The organism is Bradyrhizobium sp. S3.7.6 (assembly GCF_054061875.1).
Genome location: NZ_JBSSEQ010000001.1, coordinates 140,318 through 154,970 on the forward strand (window position 1 = coordinate 140,318; position 14,653 = coordinate 154,970).

The following is a 14,653-nucleotide window of genomic DNA, read 5'->3' on the forward strand; positions in this document are numbered from 1 at the left end:
GGTGCTGTCTGAGAAGGCTGCTCGGCGGTCAATTGAAATGGGCTTCCTCGCTGACGGAGGCAAGCTGGGCGCGATGATGAGCGCCCGCGACTGGTCGGATTCACCGCTCGGTCATCCCCGCGATTGGTCTCAGGCACTGAAAACGACGGTCAGCATGCTGCTGGCCGCGCAAGCCCAGATCGTCCTGTTCTGGGGGCCCGACTTCGTCGCGCTCTACAATGACGCCTACGCCCCGGGCATCGGCGCCAATCACCCCCGCGCCCTCGGTCGCCCCGCGATCGAAAACTGGGGCGAGCTGTGGGACGATCTCGAACCGCTGCTGTCAGGCGTGCGCCGAACCAGAAAGACGTTCGCCGCCAAGGATCGTCCGTTTTACGTCGAGCGCCACGGCTACGGCGAAACCAGCTACTGGGACGTCTCCTACTCAGCCGTGCGGGACGATGACGGCTCGGTCGGCGGAGTGCTCTGTATCGTGTCCGAGACGACGGAGCGCGTGCTGGGCGAGACGCGGCTGCGGGCGAGCGAAGCGCGATACAGGGAGCTGACTGCGACCCTCGAACAACGCGTCGCCGAACGGACCGCCGAGCGTCATTTGCTGGCGACGATCGTGGAAACCACCGACGGACAGATTCAAGCCCTCGATCTCGATTATCGCTGGCTCGCCATCAACACGTCCTGCGCCGATGCCTATCAGCGCATCTACGGTAAGCGCCCGCGGGTCGGCGATTCCCTGCACGAATTCCTGGCCGACCGGCCCGAGCATCTCGCTGCGGCAACCACGGTCTGGAGCCGGGCGCTGGCCGGCGAAGCCTTCACCAACATCGAGGAGTTCGGCGATCCCCGGTTCGACCGCCGCGTCTACGAGTTGAAGTTCGAGGCGCTCCGCGCTCCGGACGGCACGCGGATCGGCGCGTTCCTGACCGGGGTCGACGTGACGGATCGCCTGGAGGAGCAGGCGCGGCTCGCGCAGGCCGAGGAGGCGCTCCGCCAGGCCCAGAAGATGGAGGCGATGGGCCAGCTCACGGGCGGCGTCGCGCACGATTTCAACAATCTGCTCACGCCGATCGTCGGCCTGCTCGACCTGTTTCAGCGCAAGGGCATCGGCGGCGAGCGCGAGCATCGCCTCATCGCCGGTGCGGCACAGGCGGCCGAGCGCGCCAAGACGCTGGTTCAGCGCCTGCTCGCTTTCGCGCGCCGGCAACCGCTTCAGGCCATTCCCGTCAGCATCGGTCTCCTCGTTGCCGAGATGGGCGACCTGATCTCGAGCACGACCGGGCCGCAGATCCAGGTCACGGTGGACACGCCGGAAGACCTTCCCGCGGCCATGGCCGATCCCAACCAGATCGAGATGGCGATCCTGAATCTCAGCGTGAACGCCAGGGATGCCATGCCCCACGGCGGCAAGTTGCGCATCTCGGCGAAGGCGCGGACGGTTGGAGACTCTCACAATTCGGAGTTGGCACCGGGCACCTATGTCTGCATCTCTGTCGCCGACACCGGCATCGGCATGGACGAGTTCACGCTGGCCCACGCCGTCGAACCGTTCTTCTCGACCAAGGGCGTCGGGCGAGGCACCGGTCTTGGCCTCTCGATGGTCCACGGCCTTGCGTCACAGCTCGGCGGCGCGCTGACGATCAGGAGCGCCGTGGGGGCGGGGACGACGGTCGAGCTGTGGCTGCCGGTCAGCCACGCCGTCGCGGGCGCCATTGATGCCGTCCCGCAATCAAAACTGCGGCCACAGCCCGTCGGCACGGCTCTGCTGGTGGATGACGAACCGCTGGTGCGCATGAGCACCGCCGAGATGCTGGGCGAGCTCGGCTACAACGTCGTCGAAGCCGGCTCGGCGGAGGATGCGCTTCAGCGCGTCAGGGAAGGCCTGCGGCCGAACCTGCTCGTCACCGACCATTTGATGCCCGGCATGAGCGGCACAGACCTCGGCCTCGCGCTGCGCAATCAATATCCCGAGCTCCAGATCCTCGTCGTGTCGGGCTACGCCAACAACGAAGGCATCACGCCGGACCTGTCGCGGCTGACGAAGCCGTTCCGAAGCGATGAGCTGGCGGCGAGCCTGGCAGGCTTGGCGAAGGCGGGGCGGTAGGCGACGCAAGCGGGCGAGCAGCTCGCATGAGCGAAAGCGACATGCCGGTGCGATGACATGTATCGGCGATCACGCCGTGATGATCGATGCGCGGGCGACTGTACCCCAGTCCGATCGGAGGAGGCTGCCCAGCGGACGAACCCCCTCAACCCCAGCCGCATCTACTTCAACGCCAGACTCTGGGCGTGAACTGAGAAGACCGAGGTGGAGGCCCGCCGGTTCACGCTGGCGGGCTCGCTACGTTCTGAGAGCGTCAACCGCGTGGGCGACGAGAACGCCGATGCTGAGTACGATCAGGCAAATAATCGCCGCTTGAAATAACATCGGAGTAAATCCCGTGGGCCAGGGTCGGCTTTTATAAGCCCTCACATTCCGCCAGCATTTGGCCACCCAGAAGGCGCTTCGGTGTCCGCCTCGTTACAAGTATGCAAGGTTCATTGGCCTTGCGCGACGACGTCTCACCCCTTCAAAGCGGTGCGAGAATCTACCAGTCGATCAGCAGCACAACGATTACTAACATGGCGTAGATAGTCCTGCGGCCGATCCGGTTCATTGAAGAACCTCATATTCAAACGCCACGCCCTCGGGATCGTTCTCCCCGAACCATGTCTCTGCGGCTCCATCTGGCGCGACATCGGCGCCCGCCTGCCGCAGGCGGCGCAGATGAAACGGGGCTCGCTATCCGAAAGCCGTACGTCATCCGGCCAGCGGTCCGCATTCAAGGACACGCAATGGCAACTGTTACGTTTACCTACAAGCGGTTCCGAGCCTGAATAGCATGAGCGCTTTTCGCGCCAGGTAGCATCAATAAACGCCCCAGCGTCTGGCAAGGGCTTTTACTGGCGGTATTCCCCTCGCGCCGCCGGTATATTCACCTCCATCCATCCACGGAGATCGATATGCATCGTGTCGCTCCGATGCTGACGTTACTCACTGCCGCTGTATTCCTTGCTTTTTTGGAGCCGGTCCGAGCTGCCGAGGCGGATCGATACTGCCTGCGAGGTCGCAATTGGGGCTTTCCGGGCAATTGTCAGTTCGCCACCCGCTCGCAATGCCTGGCTGCTGCTTCTGGCACGAACGCATATTGCGGCATCAACCCGCGCTATGCCGCTCCGCGGCGGCGCTAATCACCGCTCGGAGCTATTCGGCGGCACGGCATGGCAGAAGCGGTCAATCAAGGAAGGCCCCAATGCGAAAGCTTGCACTGTTCGTCATCCTGCTCTCGTTCGCAGGAATGGTCCCTTCCAGCGAATCATTTGCTCAGAGTGCGCTTCGAGGTGCCGTCATCGGTGGTGCTGTTGGTGGTCGCCGCGGCGCTGCCATAGGGGCGACGGCCGGAGCCATCGCGGGCGCCCACCGGCGACATCAACATTGGCATCGATATTATTGGAGGAACGGCAACTGCTGGTACCGCTCGACCAGCGGAAGGTCGCACCGCGTGTCGCATCGGTACTGCCGTTGAGCCTTCGCGTAGCGGGCCGTGCGACTGGCCTACAGAAAAGATCGAGAACGGCAACTCAATAAGGAGATCGCAATGTTCTTCGCTCAGGAAGGATTCACATATCGAAATTTCCTGATGGATATAATTGCTGTATTCGCATTTGTCGTTTGGTTCTGGCTGCTCATTGTCATCTATGGCGACCTGTTCAGGCGCCACGACATTTCCGGATGGGGTAAGGCACTGTGGGTGCTTGCACTTGTTCTGACCTCCTACCTCGGCATCTTTGCTTACCTCATCACCCAAGGCAGGGGGATGGCGGAACGCAGCGCCGAGCAGGCTCAGCGGGCGCGCGAGGAGTTACGGCACATCGTCGGCTTTAGTGTCGCCGACGAGCTTTCCAAGCTCGATCAGCTCAAAAAATCGGGATCCATAACCGACACCGAGTACGGGCGCCTTCGCACCAAACTGGTCTCCTAACCATCGGTGAGGGAAGCGGGGAGGCCCATGATGTTCGCAAAGCCTTTTGGCACCGTTGGAGCTCTTATTGCTGGCTTTGCAATTGCGTGGACTGAAAGCGCGCATGCGGAAATATTCATAACAACCGCCACCATATCGCAGGGCGAGTTGGTCATCGTCGGAAGAGTAAGACGGCCCCGCGAGTCCAGCGTGGAAATCAAGATCAGTCCGAGCAAAACCGTGAAAGTCGAGAGCACTTCGAGCGGAGGATTTCGGTGGATTGGACCGGAGTTTCCATCGACTTGTATTGTAAAGATCACGTCCGGACCAGATACGAGAGACGTGGTGATACAGAATTGCGGCCTCCCCGGGCCAGCGGGTCCTCCAGGGCCGGCCGGACCTGCAGGCCCGATCGGACCGCCCGGGCCCAAAGCGAATTAGAAGGCAGACTTCGTCTTGCGGGTTTGCAGGTTGCCCACCGGATCGCTCTCGCATCAACAATCGAGGTGTCGGTTCGAAGTTCTGACGGAGCGCTACTGAGCATTATTGGGCTTGGTCGCGTTTTCGACCGGAACCGCAGCGTGCGATGATAGGTACCGGCGATCACGCCGTGATTATCGATACGCGGGCGACTGTGCCCAGTCCGATCGGAGGAGGCTGGCCTAGCCGACGAGCCTCCTCAACCCCAGCCGCCCCTACTTCAACGCCAGGCTGCTGCAATACGCCGAGGTCTCGCCCGATCGCCAGCCGGTGACCCGTCCGGCTTCCTTGCACTCGTCGTAAGTCTTGAAGTTGCCGACGTTCCGGCACGTGAAGGAGTACACGCCGCCCGAAGCGTTGCAGCCGACCCAGGGCTGATTTCCCGTCTTGAAGCTCGATTGGCAACCGCCGGCACAGCTGCTCGTTTCGCGTTCGAGCTTGGCGAGCCTCGCGGCATCCGACATCGGCGCCGCCGCGGCCGTCGATGTGGCTGGCGATGTCCGATACCCGGTGCTGCGGATGGCCACGTGATGCGTTGGCTTGTGCGGCCTCGCCACCTGTCTCGGCGCGTCGACCGTGATGCTGGGAAGCTGAGTCTCGGTGGGCGTCGGTTGAGACATTGCCGTGCCGCTCAGGCCGCACAGCAACAGTGCAATCGATGGGAATGTGACAGCGGGACGCGCAACGAAGCGTGACGACAACGTCATGGCCATGTCCTTCCAGATGCGGAGGGACAGTCCATTCCATCCCCCGAGACGAGGATATCACGCGCCGATTGAAGTTGCATCGCCGAACCCTGCAACTTGATTCGGCCGCTCTCGTCATCCGTCCGTGGTGATCAACCACTGGAAGAACGTCATCAGAACGGCGACCGCGATGGCGACGACGATGAGGTTTGGCTCCTGGAGCGGGCGGAAATCATCGTTGCATTCCGCCTTGAAGCGGGCGCAGCCATGAATGAGCATCGTCAGCAGCACCGCGCCCGCTAAACCAAGGTTCGCGCTCAGCCACGATGCGTGGCGTTCGTGAAATAGGCCGGAGAAATTCGCGTCAGCGGATGCCGGAGAACGAGGGCAAACACCAGGATGGTGCCCAGGGGCGGAATCGAACCACCGACACTGCGATTTTCAGTCGCATGCTCTACCAACTGAGCTACCTGGGCGTGCTCCAAAGAGGGGCCAAGGCCCATCGAGCGGGCGGTTTATAGTGGGCTAGAAGCGGCCTGTCCACCCGGCTTCGCCAAGAGGCTTCGCCGGGCGCGGCCCGGCTGTGCACAAGATGGGGCGGACTTGCTGCGGCAGGCGCGCGGCGCGTCGACCATCGGAGTAAGCAATTGATATTAGTAATTATTCTTCGCCGTCCGCCTCGTCATCGCGGCCGGGGATGACGTAGGAGCCTTTCAGCCAGCGGTTCAGGTCGACGTCGCGGCAGCGCGAGGAGCAGAACGGGCGGGTGGCTTCCGACTGCGGCTTGCCGCAGATCGGGCAGGTTTTGAGCGGGCCGGCGGGCTTTTTGACGTGGTCGTCCATGATGTCGGCAGCTTACTCGGGGTGAAGGCGTTCAAGAGCCTGTCGGCAAAGCGGTTCCTCGGGCGGTCGCGCAGGCGTCGCGGGCCGGGTCCGGCGGGCCCATTCTACTGTGCATGGGGTTGTTTTCGAGATTTTTGTCGGCGCGCTAGATGGCCGTGGCGTTGAGCCAGCCGAAGCGGATCGGAAAACCCTCGCCGCCGAGCAGCGTCGTGGTCTCGTAGAGCGGCAGGCCGACGACGTTGCTGTAGGACCCCACCATCTTGACCACGAAGGAGCCGGCGATGCCCTGCACGGCGTAACCGCCGGCTTTGCCGCGCCATTCGCCGGAGCCGATATAGGCCTGGATGTCGTCCTCGGAGAGGCGCTTGAAGCGGACGCGGGTCTCGACCAGGCGCTGGCGGAAGGCCTCGCGCGGCGTCACCAGGCAGATCGCGGTGTAGACGCGGTGGTTGCGGCCCGACAGCAGCCGCAGGCACTGCGCGGCCTCGTCCACGAGGTTGGCCTTGGGCAGGATGCGGCGGCCGACCGCCACAACCGTGTCGGCTGAGAGGATGAAGGCGCCGCGCAGCTCGTCGTCGAGCTGCACCGATTTCAGGGCAGCGTCGGCCTTGGCCCTTGCGAGACGGTTGGCGCAGGCGCGCGGCAGCTCGCCCCGCTTCGGCGTCTCGTCGACGTCGGCCGGCCGGAGCGCGTCCGGCTCGATGCCGGCCTGGTTGAGCAGCGACAGGCGCCGCGGCGAACCGGAGGCAAGTACGAATTTGGGGCGGCCGAGCATAAGGTGATTGGGGGATGAAGCAGGGGGTGAATTGCGCGCGGAACCTATCGGAAGGGGGCTGATTTCACAACCCGGGAACCCGGACTTTACTGATTCGAGGCGTCCAACATGCGTGTGCCCTCGGTCTGTGACGCGGGTGTTACGGCTAACCGCTCGCCGCGCCGACCTTCGCAAAACGCCTGCGGATGCGCATCAACAGCTGGTCGCAGACCTCGCGGTAGGCGGCGAGCTTCTGGTCGCGGCTGCCTTCGATGGTGGTGGGATCCTGCGTCGGCCAGTATTCGACGTCGGCGGCGAGCGTGCGGGTCAGCTCCAGCGCCTTGTGGTGCGCTTCGGGCGAGAGCGTGATGATGAGGTCGAAATTGAGCCCCTCCCAGTCCTCCAGCTCCTCGAAGGTCTGCGGCTTGTGGGCGGAGATGTCCTGCCCCAGTTCGTCCATCACGGCGACCACGAAGGGATCGAGCTCGCCTTTCCTGGCGCCGGCCGACTTCACGTAGAGGCCCTGCGGAAACATGTGCCGCAGCAGGCTCTCGGCCATCGGCGAGCGCACGCTGTTCATCGCGCAGGCGAACAGCACCGATTGCGGATCGCGTGCGCGTGGCGGACCCGCCATCGCGCCTAGCCTCTTTTGAGAGAGGGCATGGCCTTGTCGGAAAACCGCTGCACATTTTTCCGGGCCATTAAGCCGTTTGTCTCGCGCATGATCTGGTCCGAAAACCGGTGCCCACTTTTCGGGATCATGCGCCTAACCCTTCCAGTGCAGGACGGTGATGAGCGTGAACAGCCGGCGCGAGGTCTCGAAGTCGACCCGCACCTTGCCCTTCAGCCGCTCCTGGAGCGTGCGCGATCCCTCGTCATGGATGCCGCGGCGCCCCATGTCGATGGCCTCGATCTTGTCCGGCGTAGCTGTCCGGATCGCCTGATAGTAGCTGTCGCAGATCATGAAATAGTCCTTCACGATCCGCCGGAACGGCGTCAACGACAACAGATGCGCGACCACGGGCGCACCGTCCTCAAGGCGAATGTCGAACATCAGCCGGCTGCCGGTGATTCCGATATGCAGCGTGAACGGCCCCTTCCCGTCGGCGCCATCGGGCGCGAACAGGTTCTGCTCGATCAGATCGTAGATGGCGATCGCGCGCTCATGCTCGATGTCGGGCCCGGAACGGCCGATCGAGTCCTCGTCGAGGGTGACCGCGACGATGCGATTGGTCGAGTCGTCCTGTTCGGGCGGCTGGGTCATGACAGATTGAGGCGCAATCCAATCGAGCGCGAATGAGCGTCCAGCCCTTCCGCTTGTCCGAGCGTCATCGCGGCAGGTCCGAGCGCACGCAGCTGGTCCGGGCCGCATTTCAGGATCGAGGTGCGCTTCATGAAGTCGGCAACTCCGAGGCCTGAGGAGAACCGCGCCGAGCGCGCCGTCGGCAGCACGTGGTTGGAGCCGCCGACATAGTCGCCGATCGCCTCGGGCGTATGCGCCCCGAGGAACACCGCGCCGGCGTTGCGGATCTTTGCGGCAAGCGCATCGGGATCATCAGTCATGATCTCGAGATGCTCGGCCGCGATCGCATCCGCGAGCGGAATGGCGTCGGCAAGATTCTTCACCATGATGATGGCGCCGAAATCGGCCCAGGAGGCGCCGGCAATTGCGGTGCGCGGCAATGTCTTCAGCTGCGCTTCGACGGCCTTCTCGACATCCGCGGCGAGGCGCGCGGAATCCGTGATCAGGATCGATTGCGCGCTGGCATCATGCTCGGCCTGCGCCAGCAGATCAGCGGCGATCCAGTCGGCATTGCCGGTGTCGTCGGCAATCACCAGCACCTCGGAGGGGCCGGCGATCATGTCGATACCGACCTTGCCGAACACCAGCCGTTTTGCGGCGGCGACATAGGCGTTGCCGGGGCCGACGATCTTGGCCACCGGCGCGATCGTGGCGGTGCCGTGCGCCAGCGCCGCCACGGCCTGCGCGCCGCCGACCCGGTAGATCTCGCTTACGCCGCCAAGCGAAGCGGCCGCCAGCACCAGCGGGTTGAGCTTGCCGTCCGGCGACGGCACCACCATGACGAGGCGCGAGACGCCGGCGACCTGCGCGGGCACGGCGTTCATCAGCACCGAGGAGGGATAGGCCGCGGTACCGCCGGGCACATAGAGGCCCGCGGATTCGATCGCGGTATAGCGCCAGCCGAGCTCCACGCCGAGCGGATCGGTGAAGCGCTCGTCCTTCGGGAGCTGGCGGCGGTGATAGGTCTCGATGCGGTCGCGCGCGAGCTTGAGCGCATCCAGCGTCGCGGCATCGCAGGCCTTCACGGCCGTCTCGATCTCGGCGGCGGTGACGCGCAGGCCGGATGCATCCAGCTTCAGCCGGTCGAACTTTGCCGTGGCCTCGAGCAGGGCCGCATCGCCCCGCCTGGCGACGTCGTCGACGATGGTGCGCACGGCGGCCTCGACGTCGGCCGAGACCTCGCGCTTGGCGGCGAGGAAGGCCGCGAATCGCTGGTCAAAATCGGCGCTGCTGCGGTCGAGACGAACGGGCATTTTTGGCTTGGCTTCCGGCTGGTCTTTGGGGCGGATTGGCTCACCCGACCCCCTGCTCAATGGCGCGGCGGGGAAGCTGCGTCAACCCTCGGGAGATGCCGTTCCGGCAGCGGCCCGACCTGGCTTGACTGGTATACCGGCCAGCTCACCCCTCCTCCTCGAGGCCCAGTCCGGCCCCGAGCGCGTCCGCCCCCAGATCGGTCAACTCGCATTCCAGACATTCGACGTCGAGGCGGATGGCGCCGCCATGGGCGAACAGCAGCAGGGCGCTGCCGCCGGGCTCCTCGTCGCGGCCGTCCTGGGAGTGAAACTCGATGCCGACGAGGTCCAGAACCTCGTCCGGCGCGCCGAGGTCGATGTTGCGCGACTTGCAGGCGAGCACGCGGTCGAAGCGGAGCGCGGCGACCAGCCGGCGGGGTTCGGCCTCGCCGTCCAGTGACTGCTCCCAGTCCAGCCGGCTCATCCCGACCACCAGCCGCTTCTCGCTTTGCCGCCAGATGATGTCGGCGGCCTGGACGCGGGCGTCCTGCACATGGGTCGAGATCACGGCGAGATCGTCGGCGTCGAGCGCGATCAGTTTGAGCTGGGGAGACATCGCCGGCATTTCTCCTCGGGGGCCGATAAGGCTCAACGCGCGCGGACGCGGAAATTTCCGTGAAACTAACGGGCTAGCCGGCTAGAGGCTATTGATATCCTCCATCTCCAGCACCTTCCGCGGATACCCCTCCCGGGCGACACGAATCATGGCGCGGCCCATCTGCTCGGTCGAGGTGACGAGCCGCGGCGAGATCCGGCGCAGCGCCGACCAGAGCGGCCCGGTTGCGGCATACACGGCCTGCACCCAGGCGGTCTTGGAGCGGGCGCCGTGCAGGGGCTGGATCGCCCCGGGGCGGAACATGTAGGCCCCCCGGAACGGCAGCTTGAGCAGATCGTTTTCGGTCTTGCCCTTGATCCGCGCCCACATCCGCGATCCCTGCTCGGTGGAATCGGTGCCGGCGCCGGTGACGTAGACGAACGTCATCTGCGGATTGAGCTTCGCGAGCGTCGTCGCCGTTGCGAGCGTGAGATCGTAGGTGAGATGGCGATAGCGATCCTCGCTCATGCCGATCGAGGAGACGCCGAGGCAGAAGAAGCAGGCATCGAAGCCCGTGAGCTGCGCTTCGATCGCCGAGTAGTCGGTGAAATCGCCGTGCGTGATTTCGGTGAGCTTCGCATTGCGGACGCCGGTCGGGCTGCGGCCGACCACGAGCACGCGGTCGATGCCGGTGTCGATCAGGCATTCGCGCAATACGCCCTGCCCGACCATGCCGGTCGCGCCGAAGATGATGACTTGCATCGTGACGTCCCCACCCGGCCCGCGGCTCATGCGGCGACCGCGATCTCGTCGAAGGATACACCGGTCAACGTCGCCGAGACATCCCACAGCATGGCGGCCGCGGCGAAATCCTTCGCCTGCGGCATGATCTTCGCCGGCGCGGGCGGCCCCTTCAATTCGTAGAACCAGTTCGGACCGCAATAGCCGCCGGGCTCTGCAGCCGGCGAGGTCGCCGCGAACAGCGTGGGCAGCGCGCCTTCGGCTGCGGAGTGGCTGATGAAAGGCTGGAGCCAACGGCTGACACGCGACTGGAAGGTGTCGGCGCCCGGCCCGTTCGGAATGAGATCGGTCCGCGCGTAGCCGGGATGGGCAGCAAGGCTCGTCAGGCCCCAGCCGGCGGCGAGGCTGTGGCGCTGCAGCTCCAGCGAAAACATCAGCATCGCCAGCTTGGACTGGCAATAGGCGCGCCAGGGACGATAGGAACGCTTGCTTTGCAGATCGTCGAAATTGATCGCGCCGGAGCGGTGCGCGAGGCTCGACAGATTGACGATGCGCGGCGCTTTCGCGCGGCGAAGCTGCGGCAACAGCTGTGCCGTCAGCGCGTAATGGCCGAGATAGTTGGTGCCGAGCTGCATCTCGAAACCATCCTCCGTCTGCTGCCGCTTCGGCAGCGCCATCACGCCGGCATTGTTGATCAGGAGATCGAGCTGCTCGTTGCTGGCGGCAAAGCGCCTGGTAAAATCGGCGACGGAGGCGAGACTGGCGAGATCGAGATGCTCGTAGGCGATCAATGCGTTGGGAAACCGCTCGCAAATGCCCTCGATCGCCCGCAGGCCCTTTGCGTCGTTGCGTCCGGTGAGTATGACAATGGCACCGGCGCCCGCCAGCGCCATCGCCGTCTCGTAGCCGAGGCCGCCCGTCGCCCCGGTCACGACGGCGGTCTTGCCGCTGAGGGAGGGGATGTCTGCCGTGCTCCAGTCGGTCATGCCGTATCTCCGTTCGGGGCTGGAATGAGGCCCGCGACCGGTCTAAATGTGCACTGAGTGCAAGTTTGCAAGAGGTGAAATAATTTGAAGGCTTCAAAGCCCGGCGGGAAATCGGTCAGGACAGGCGCCAAGCCATTGCCGGCAGGAGCAAAATCCCCTGATGGTCCCGGCCTGCGCCAGCGTAAATTGCAAGAGACCCGCGAGCGGCTGACCCGCGCGGCGATGGCACTGTTCCTGGAGCGCGGCTTCGAGGCCACGACCATCGACGACATCGCGACCGCGGCCGACGTGTCACGCCGCAGCTTCTTCCACTACTTCGCGTCGAAAGAGGACGTGGTCGCCGCCTGGCAGGAGGGCGCAGCAAGCGCGCTGGTCGCAGAGGTCGTGGCGCGGCCAGTGGGCGAAACCATGCTGACGGCGGCGGAGAATGCGATCGCGGCGGCCGTCAGGCGGATCGACCCGGCGGAAGCCGCGGCAATGTCGCGGCTCAAGCGCGACAATCCCGCGCTTCACGCGCGCGACCAGCTCAAATACGAGAAGCTCGAGCGCGCACTGGCCGAAGGGCTTTCGCAGCGTGCCAAAACCAAATCGGACAGGCTGAAGGCACGGCTCGTCGCCATGATCGCCACCGGCGCGATGCGCGTCGGCGGCGAAAACTGGATCGGCGAAGATGTGCGGGAGAAACCGGAGGTTTTCGTGAAGCGCACGTTCGATGCGATCAGGGCGATCTTGAAGTGAGTGCGCACCCTCCCCTGGAGGGGTCCGGGACGAGCGTAGCTCGCCCGTGGGTCGGCTCACATGGAGCGCAGCGGAATGTGAGACGGGGTGGGGTGACGGTCTCTCCGCATCGAACAGCGCCCGAGGGGAGAGATCACCCCACCCCGCTCGCGCTGCGCGCGATCGACCCTCCCCCTCCAGGGGAGGGTGAGATCAGTCCCTCACGCCTTGAAGAACGCGAGCAGGTCCGCGTTGATGGTTTCGGCGTGCGTGGTCGGCATGCCGTGCGGGAAGCCCTTGTAGGTCTTGAGCGTGCCGTTCTTCAGCAGCTTGGCCGACAGCGGGCCGGAATCGGCGTAGGGAACGATCTGGTCGTCGTCGCCGTGCATCACCAGCACGGGCACGCTGATCTTCTTCAGGTCCTCGGTGAAATCGGTCTGCGAGAACGCGACGATGCCGTCGTAATGCGCCTTCGCGCCGCCCATCATGCCCTGGCGCCACCAGTTCTGGATCACCGCTTCCGACGGCTTTGCGCCGGGACGGTTGTAGCCGTAGAAAGGACCGGAAGCGAGGTCGCGGTAGAAGCCGGTGCGGCTGGCGGCGAGCTGCTTCTGGAGATCGTCGAACACGCTCTTCGGCAGGCCGCCGGGATTGGCCGCCGTCTGCACCATCAGCGGCGGCACCGCGGAGAGGATCGCAGCCTTCGCCACCCGGCTCTCACCGTGACGCGCGATGTAGTGCACGACTTCACCGCCGCCGGTGGAGTGGCCGACATGGATGGCGTTCTTGAGGTCGAGATGCGCGGTCACCGCCGCGAGATCGTCGGCATAGTGATCCATGTCGTGGCCGTCGGCGACCTGCGAGGAGCGGCCGTGGCCGCGGCGGTCATGAGCGATGACGCGGTAGCCGTGATTGGCGAAGAATATCATCTGCGTGTCCCAGTCGTCGGCCGACAGCGGCCAGCCATGGCTGAACACGATCGGCTGGCCCGAACCCCAATCCTTGAAAAAGATCTCGACGCCGTCCTTGGTGGTGATGGTGGGCATGAATGGCTCCTTCAGTGAAAATCAATCCGGGGCTCGCAAAACGCGAGCCGGCAATCCGGAGATGGTCGGGCGATGTCACGAGGTCGATGCCGCGCACCGACCGTGAACGTGCGATCAGGCAAACGTCATCGGCTTGTAGCGGCGCCAGGCGCCGATGGTCAGCACCACGAAGAACACCAGCACGATGCCCTGCACCACGGCGAAGACGGGGCCTCCCGGCGGATTCGGCGGCACGGCAGGCGCGAGCGCGGCGAGCGCCGGCACCTTCAGGAACGACTGGATCACCAGCACGAAGACGTTGAAATAGAGCGAGATCATCGCGGTCACGATGTAGACGGGACGCCAGACCCCTTTGAGCTTCATTCCGTAGAGCGCGAGGCAGGCGATCGCGAGCAGCACCAGCGAGATGCCGGCGATGATGTACGAGGGCAGCAGCTCCTTGAACGGAAACAGGAAGCCGGTGACGCTGGTGAGGATCGTGAACAGCAGGAAGATCGCGGTGAGGCCCGGCATCGACTTCGACCCGAGCAGACCGAACATCACGACCAGGCCGGCGACGATGCCGATCAGGCTGATGATGACATGGACCAACGTGAAGGCGGGCAGGCTCAACCCAAGAACCACGGCATCTCTCCTACTCTCTGCATTGAGATCAGGCGATTGATATTACGGTCCTCATCGGATGGCTACATACGCGATGTCACAGACTCGTGCGGAGCCATGCGCCGTCGTGCGAATCGACAAACGCACGACCGAATTTTTTGCAGTGCTGTCACAAACGAGAGCAGTTTGTAGCCCGGATGGGGCGAAGCTAAATCCGGGCTACGAGCTTGCAGGTCTTCGACGAAAGTTGAATCGAATTTGGCGAGACGCTTCGCGCGCGCTCAGACTTCCTTGGTGTCGAAGATCAGCAGATCGGCGCCGCCGCTGGCGAATTTCGGCACGTCGCCCGCGGCCGCCTTGCCAGCTTCGCTGCCGAAGGCCTTCTGGATGTCGCCCACGCTGTCGAAGCTGAGAATGGCGACGAGGTGGACGCCCGATGGTCCGGCGGGCGAGCCGACTGCGCCCGTGCTGACGGCGTATTTCTTCAGGCCGGGAAGTTTCTTCGCGAGCGGAATGTGGGTCTCGGCATAATGCTTGTCGAAGGCGGCGGCGTCTTTGGGCGTCTTGTAGAGCACGACGAGTTCGGCCATTTAGTCCTCCCTTGTGAATCTTTTGTTCTTCCACGCGCGATTGGCCTCGCGACGGGGCGATAGTCTGTGGGACACGGCAAGA

17 protein-coding genes and 1 tRNA gene are annotated in these 14,653 nt (G+C 64.4%); 4 read left to right on the plus strand and 14 right to left on the minus strand.

From position 1 onward, the window contains the following. Positions 1 to 37: 37 nt before the first annotated feature. The 3 genes from ACVJ5M_RS00700 to ACVJ5M_RS00710 all read left to right on the plus strand — a co-directional run bounded on the left by ACVJ5M_RS00700 (position 38) and on the right by ACVJ5M_RS00710 (position 4,016). Complete coding sequence (locus ACVJ5M_RS00700) at positions 38 to 2,098, plus strand: ATP-binding protein (protein ID WP_283017757.1); 2,061 nt, start codon at positions 38 to 40, stop codon at positions 2,096 to 2,098. Positions 2,099 to 2,997: 899 nt separating this feature from the next. Next, positions 2,998 to 3,225, plus strand: a complete 228-nt coding sequence (locus ACVJ5M_RS00705) for a DUF3551 domain-containing protein (RefSeq protein ID WP_084795314.1) — start codon at positions 2,998 to 3,000, stop codon at positions 3,223 to 3,225. A gap of 407 nt (positions 3,226 to 3,632) precedes the next feature. Continuing rightward, positions 3,633 to 4,016, plus strand: coding sequence for a PLDc N-terminal domain-containing protein (locus ACVJ5M_RS00710; RefSeq protein ID WP_028147401.1), 384 nt, complete (start codon positions 3,633 to 3,635; stop codon positions 4,014 to 4,016). 674 nt (positions 4,017 to 4,690) lie between these two features. On the opposite strand, the gene ACVJ5M_RS00715 is transcribed toward ACVJ5M_RS00710, so the two are convergent. The 11 genes from ACVJ5M_RS00715 to ACVJ5M_RS00765 form a co-directional block, all read right to left on the minus strand. Then, positions 4,691 to 5,182 carry a hypothetical protein gene (locus ACVJ5M_RS00715; RefSeq protein ID WP_063986738.1) on the minus strand — a complete coding sequence of 164 codons (492 nt, stop codon included), beginning with the start codon at positions 5,180 to 5,182 and terminating at the stop codon, positions 4,691 to 4,693. 114 nt (positions 5,183 to 5,296) lie between these two features. Further along, positions 5,297 to 5,452, minus strand: a complete 156-nt coding sequence (locus tag ACVJ5M_RS00720; RefSeq protein WP_187387828.1) for a hypothetical protein — start codon at positions 5,450 to 5,452, stop codon at positions 5,297 to 5,299. 109 nt (positions 5,453 to 5,561) lie between these two features. Beyond that, positions 5,562 to 5,637 (minus strand) — tRNA-Phe (locus tag ACVJ5M_RS00725). 184 nt (positions 5,638 to 5,821) lie between these two features. Continuing rightward, positions 5,822 to 6,004 (minus strand): DNA gyrase inhibitor YacG, encoded by a 183-nt coding sequence (gene yacG / locus ACVJ5M_RS00730; protein ID WP_028151429.1) that lies wholly within the window; start codon positions 6,002 to 6,004, stop codon positions 5,822 to 5,824. A gap of 145 nt (positions 6,005 to 6,149) precedes the next feature. Next, positions 6,150 to 6,779 (minus strand): Maf-like protein, encoded by a 630-nt coding sequence (locus ACVJ5M_RS00735; RefSeq protein WP_028151428.1) that lies wholly within the window; start codon positions 6,777 to 6,779, stop codon positions 6,150 to 6,152. A 145-nt stretch (positions 6,780 to 6,924) separates the two neighbouring features. Continuing rightward, positions 6,925 to 7,392: an arsenate-mycothiol transferase ArsC gene (locus ACVJ5M_RS00740; RefSeq protein ID WP_063985873.1), complete on the minus strand. Its 468-nt coding sequence runs from the start codon at positions 7,390 to 7,392 to the stop codon at positions 6,925 to 6,927. Between the two features lie 132 nt (positions 7,393 to 7,524). Then, positions 7,525 to 8,022, minus strand: coding sequence for a UPF0262 family protein (locus ACVJ5M_RS00745; protein WP_063985874.1), 498 nt, complete (start codon positions 8,020 to 8,022; stop codon positions 7,525 to 7,527). After that, positions 8,019 to 9,314, minus strand: a complete 1,296-nt coding sequence (gene hisD / locus ACVJ5M_RS00750) for a histidinol dehydrogenase (protein ID WP_063985875.1) — start codon at positions 9,312 to 9,314, stop codon at positions 8,019 to 8,021. Before hisD ends, ACVJ5M_RS00745 begins: the two co-directional genes overlap by 4 nt. 145 nt (positions 9,315 to 9,459) lie before the next feature. Then, the gene (locus ACVJ5M_RS00755; RefSeq protein WP_063986739.1) at positions 9,460 to 9,909 is read right to left on the minus strand and encodes a DUF2948 family protein; all 450 of its coding nucleotides are present in this window, start codon (positions 9,907 to 9,909) and stop codon (positions 9,460 to 9,462) included. A gap of 81 nt (positions 9,910 to 9,990) precedes the next feature. Beyond that, positions 9,991 to 10,650, minus strand: a complete 660-nt coding sequence (locus ACVJ5M_RS00760; protein ID WP_063986740.1) for an NAD(P)H-binding protein — start codon at positions 10,648 to 10,650, stop codon at positions 9,991 to 9,993. Positions 10,651 to 10,676: 26 nt separating this feature from the next. Continuing rightward, the gene (locus tag ACVJ5M_RS00765; RefSeq protein WP_063985876.1) at positions 10,677 to 11,615 is read right to left on the minus strand and encodes an SDR family oxidoreductase; all 939 of its coding nucleotides are present in this window, start codon (positions 11,613 to 11,615) and stop codon (positions 10,677 to 10,679) included. 84 nt (positions 11,616 to 11,699) lie between these two features. On the opposite strand from ACVJ5M_RS00765, the gene ACVJ5M_RS00770 reads away from it, so the two are divergent. Then, on the plus strand, positions 11,700 to 12,353 hold the full coding sequence (locus tag ACVJ5M_RS00770) for a TetR/AcrR family transcriptional regulator (RefSeq protein WP_063985877.1): 654 nt from the start codon (positions 11,700 to 11,702) through the stop codon (positions 12,351 to 12,353). A gap of 200 nt (positions 12,354 to 12,553) precedes the next feature. Here the strand turns inward: ACVJ5M_RS00770 and ACVJ5M_RS00775 are convergent, their stop codons facing one another. The 3 genes from ACVJ5M_RS00775 to ACVJ5M_RS00785 form a co-directional block, all read right to left on the minus strand. Next, on the minus strand, positions 12,554 to 13,378 hold the full coding sequence (locus tag ACVJ5M_RS00775; protein ID WP_028151420.1) for an alpha/beta fold hydrolase: 825 nt from the start codon (positions 13,376 to 13,378) through the stop codon (positions 12,554 to 12,556). A gap of 114 nt (positions 13,379 to 13,492) precedes the next feature. After that, positions 13,493 to 14,002 (minus strand): hypothetical protein, encoded by a 510-nt coding sequence (locus ACVJ5M_RS00780; protein ID WP_028151419.1) that lies wholly within the window; start codon positions 14,000 to 14,002, stop codon positions 13,493 to 13,495. Between the two features lie 260 nt (positions 14,003 to 14,262). After that, on the minus strand, positions 14,263 to 14,571 hold the full coding sequence (locus ACVJ5M_RS00785) for an EthD family reductase (RefSeq protein ID WP_063985878.1): 309 nt from the start codon (positions 14,569 to 14,571) through the stop codon (positions 14,263 to 14,265). Positions 14,572 to 14,653: the final 82 nt, after the last annotated feature.

Bases quoted from the DNA above. Each gene is read 5' to 3' on its own strand.
- ACVJ5M_RS00700 (WP_283017757.1), top strand. From the start codon at position 38: ATGGGCTTCCTCGCTGACGGAGGCAAGCTGGGCGCGATGATGAGCGCC.
- ACVJ5M_RS00755 (WP_063986739.1), bottom strand. From the start codon at position 9,909: ATGTCTCCCCAGCTCAAACTGATCGCGCTCGACGCCGACGATCTCGCC.
- ACVJ5M_RS00765 (WP_063985876.1), bottom strand. From the start codon at position 11,615: ATGACCGACTGGAGCACGGCAGACATCCCCTCCCTCAGCGGCAAGACC.
- ACVJ5M_RS00705 (WP_084795314.1), top strand. From the start codon at position 2,998: ATGCATCGTGTCGCTCCGATGCTGACGTTACTCACTGCCGCTGTATTC.
- ACVJ5M_RS00785 (WP_063985878.1), bottom strand. From the start codon at position 14,571: ATGGCCGAACTCGTCGTGCTCTACAAGACGCCCAAAGACGCCGCCGCC.
- ACVJ5M_RS00760 (WP_063986740.1), bottom strand. From the start codon at position 10,650: ATGCAAGTCATCATCTTCGGCGCGACCGGCATGGTCGGGCAGGGCGTA.
- yacG (WP_028151429.1), bottom strand. From the start codon at position 6,004: ATGGACGACCACGTCAAAAAGCCCGCCGGCCCGCTCAAAACCTGCCCG.
- ACVJ5M_RS00715 (WP_063986738.1), bottom strand. From the start codon at position 5,182: ATGACGTTGTCGTCACGCTTCGTTGCGCGTCCCGCTGTCACATTCCCA.
- ACVJ5M_RS00775 (WP_028151420.1), bottom strand. From the start codon at position 13,378: ATGCCCACCATCACCACCAAGGACGGCGTCGAGATCTTTTTCAAGGAT.
- hisD (WP_063985875.1), bottom strand. From the start codon at position 9,314: ATGCCCGTTCGTCTCGACCGCAGCAGCGCCGATTTTGACCAGCGATTC.
- ACVJ5M_RS00710 (WP_028147401.1), top strand. From the start codon at position 3,633: ATGTTCTTCGCTCAGGAAGGATTCACATATCGAAATTTCCTGATGGAT.
- ACVJ5M_RS00745 (WP_063985874.1), bottom strand. From the start codon at position 8,022: ATGACCCAGCCGCCCGAACAGGACGACTCGACCAATCGCATCGTCGCG.
- ACVJ5M_RS00740 (WP_063985873.1), bottom strand. From the start codon at position 7,392: ATGGCGGGTCCGCCACGCGCACGCGATCCGCAATCGGTGCTGTTCGCC.
- ACVJ5M_RS00735 (WP_028151428.1), bottom strand. From the start codon at position 6,779: ATGCTCGGCCGCCCCAAATTCGTACTTGCCTCCGGTTCGCCGCGGCGC.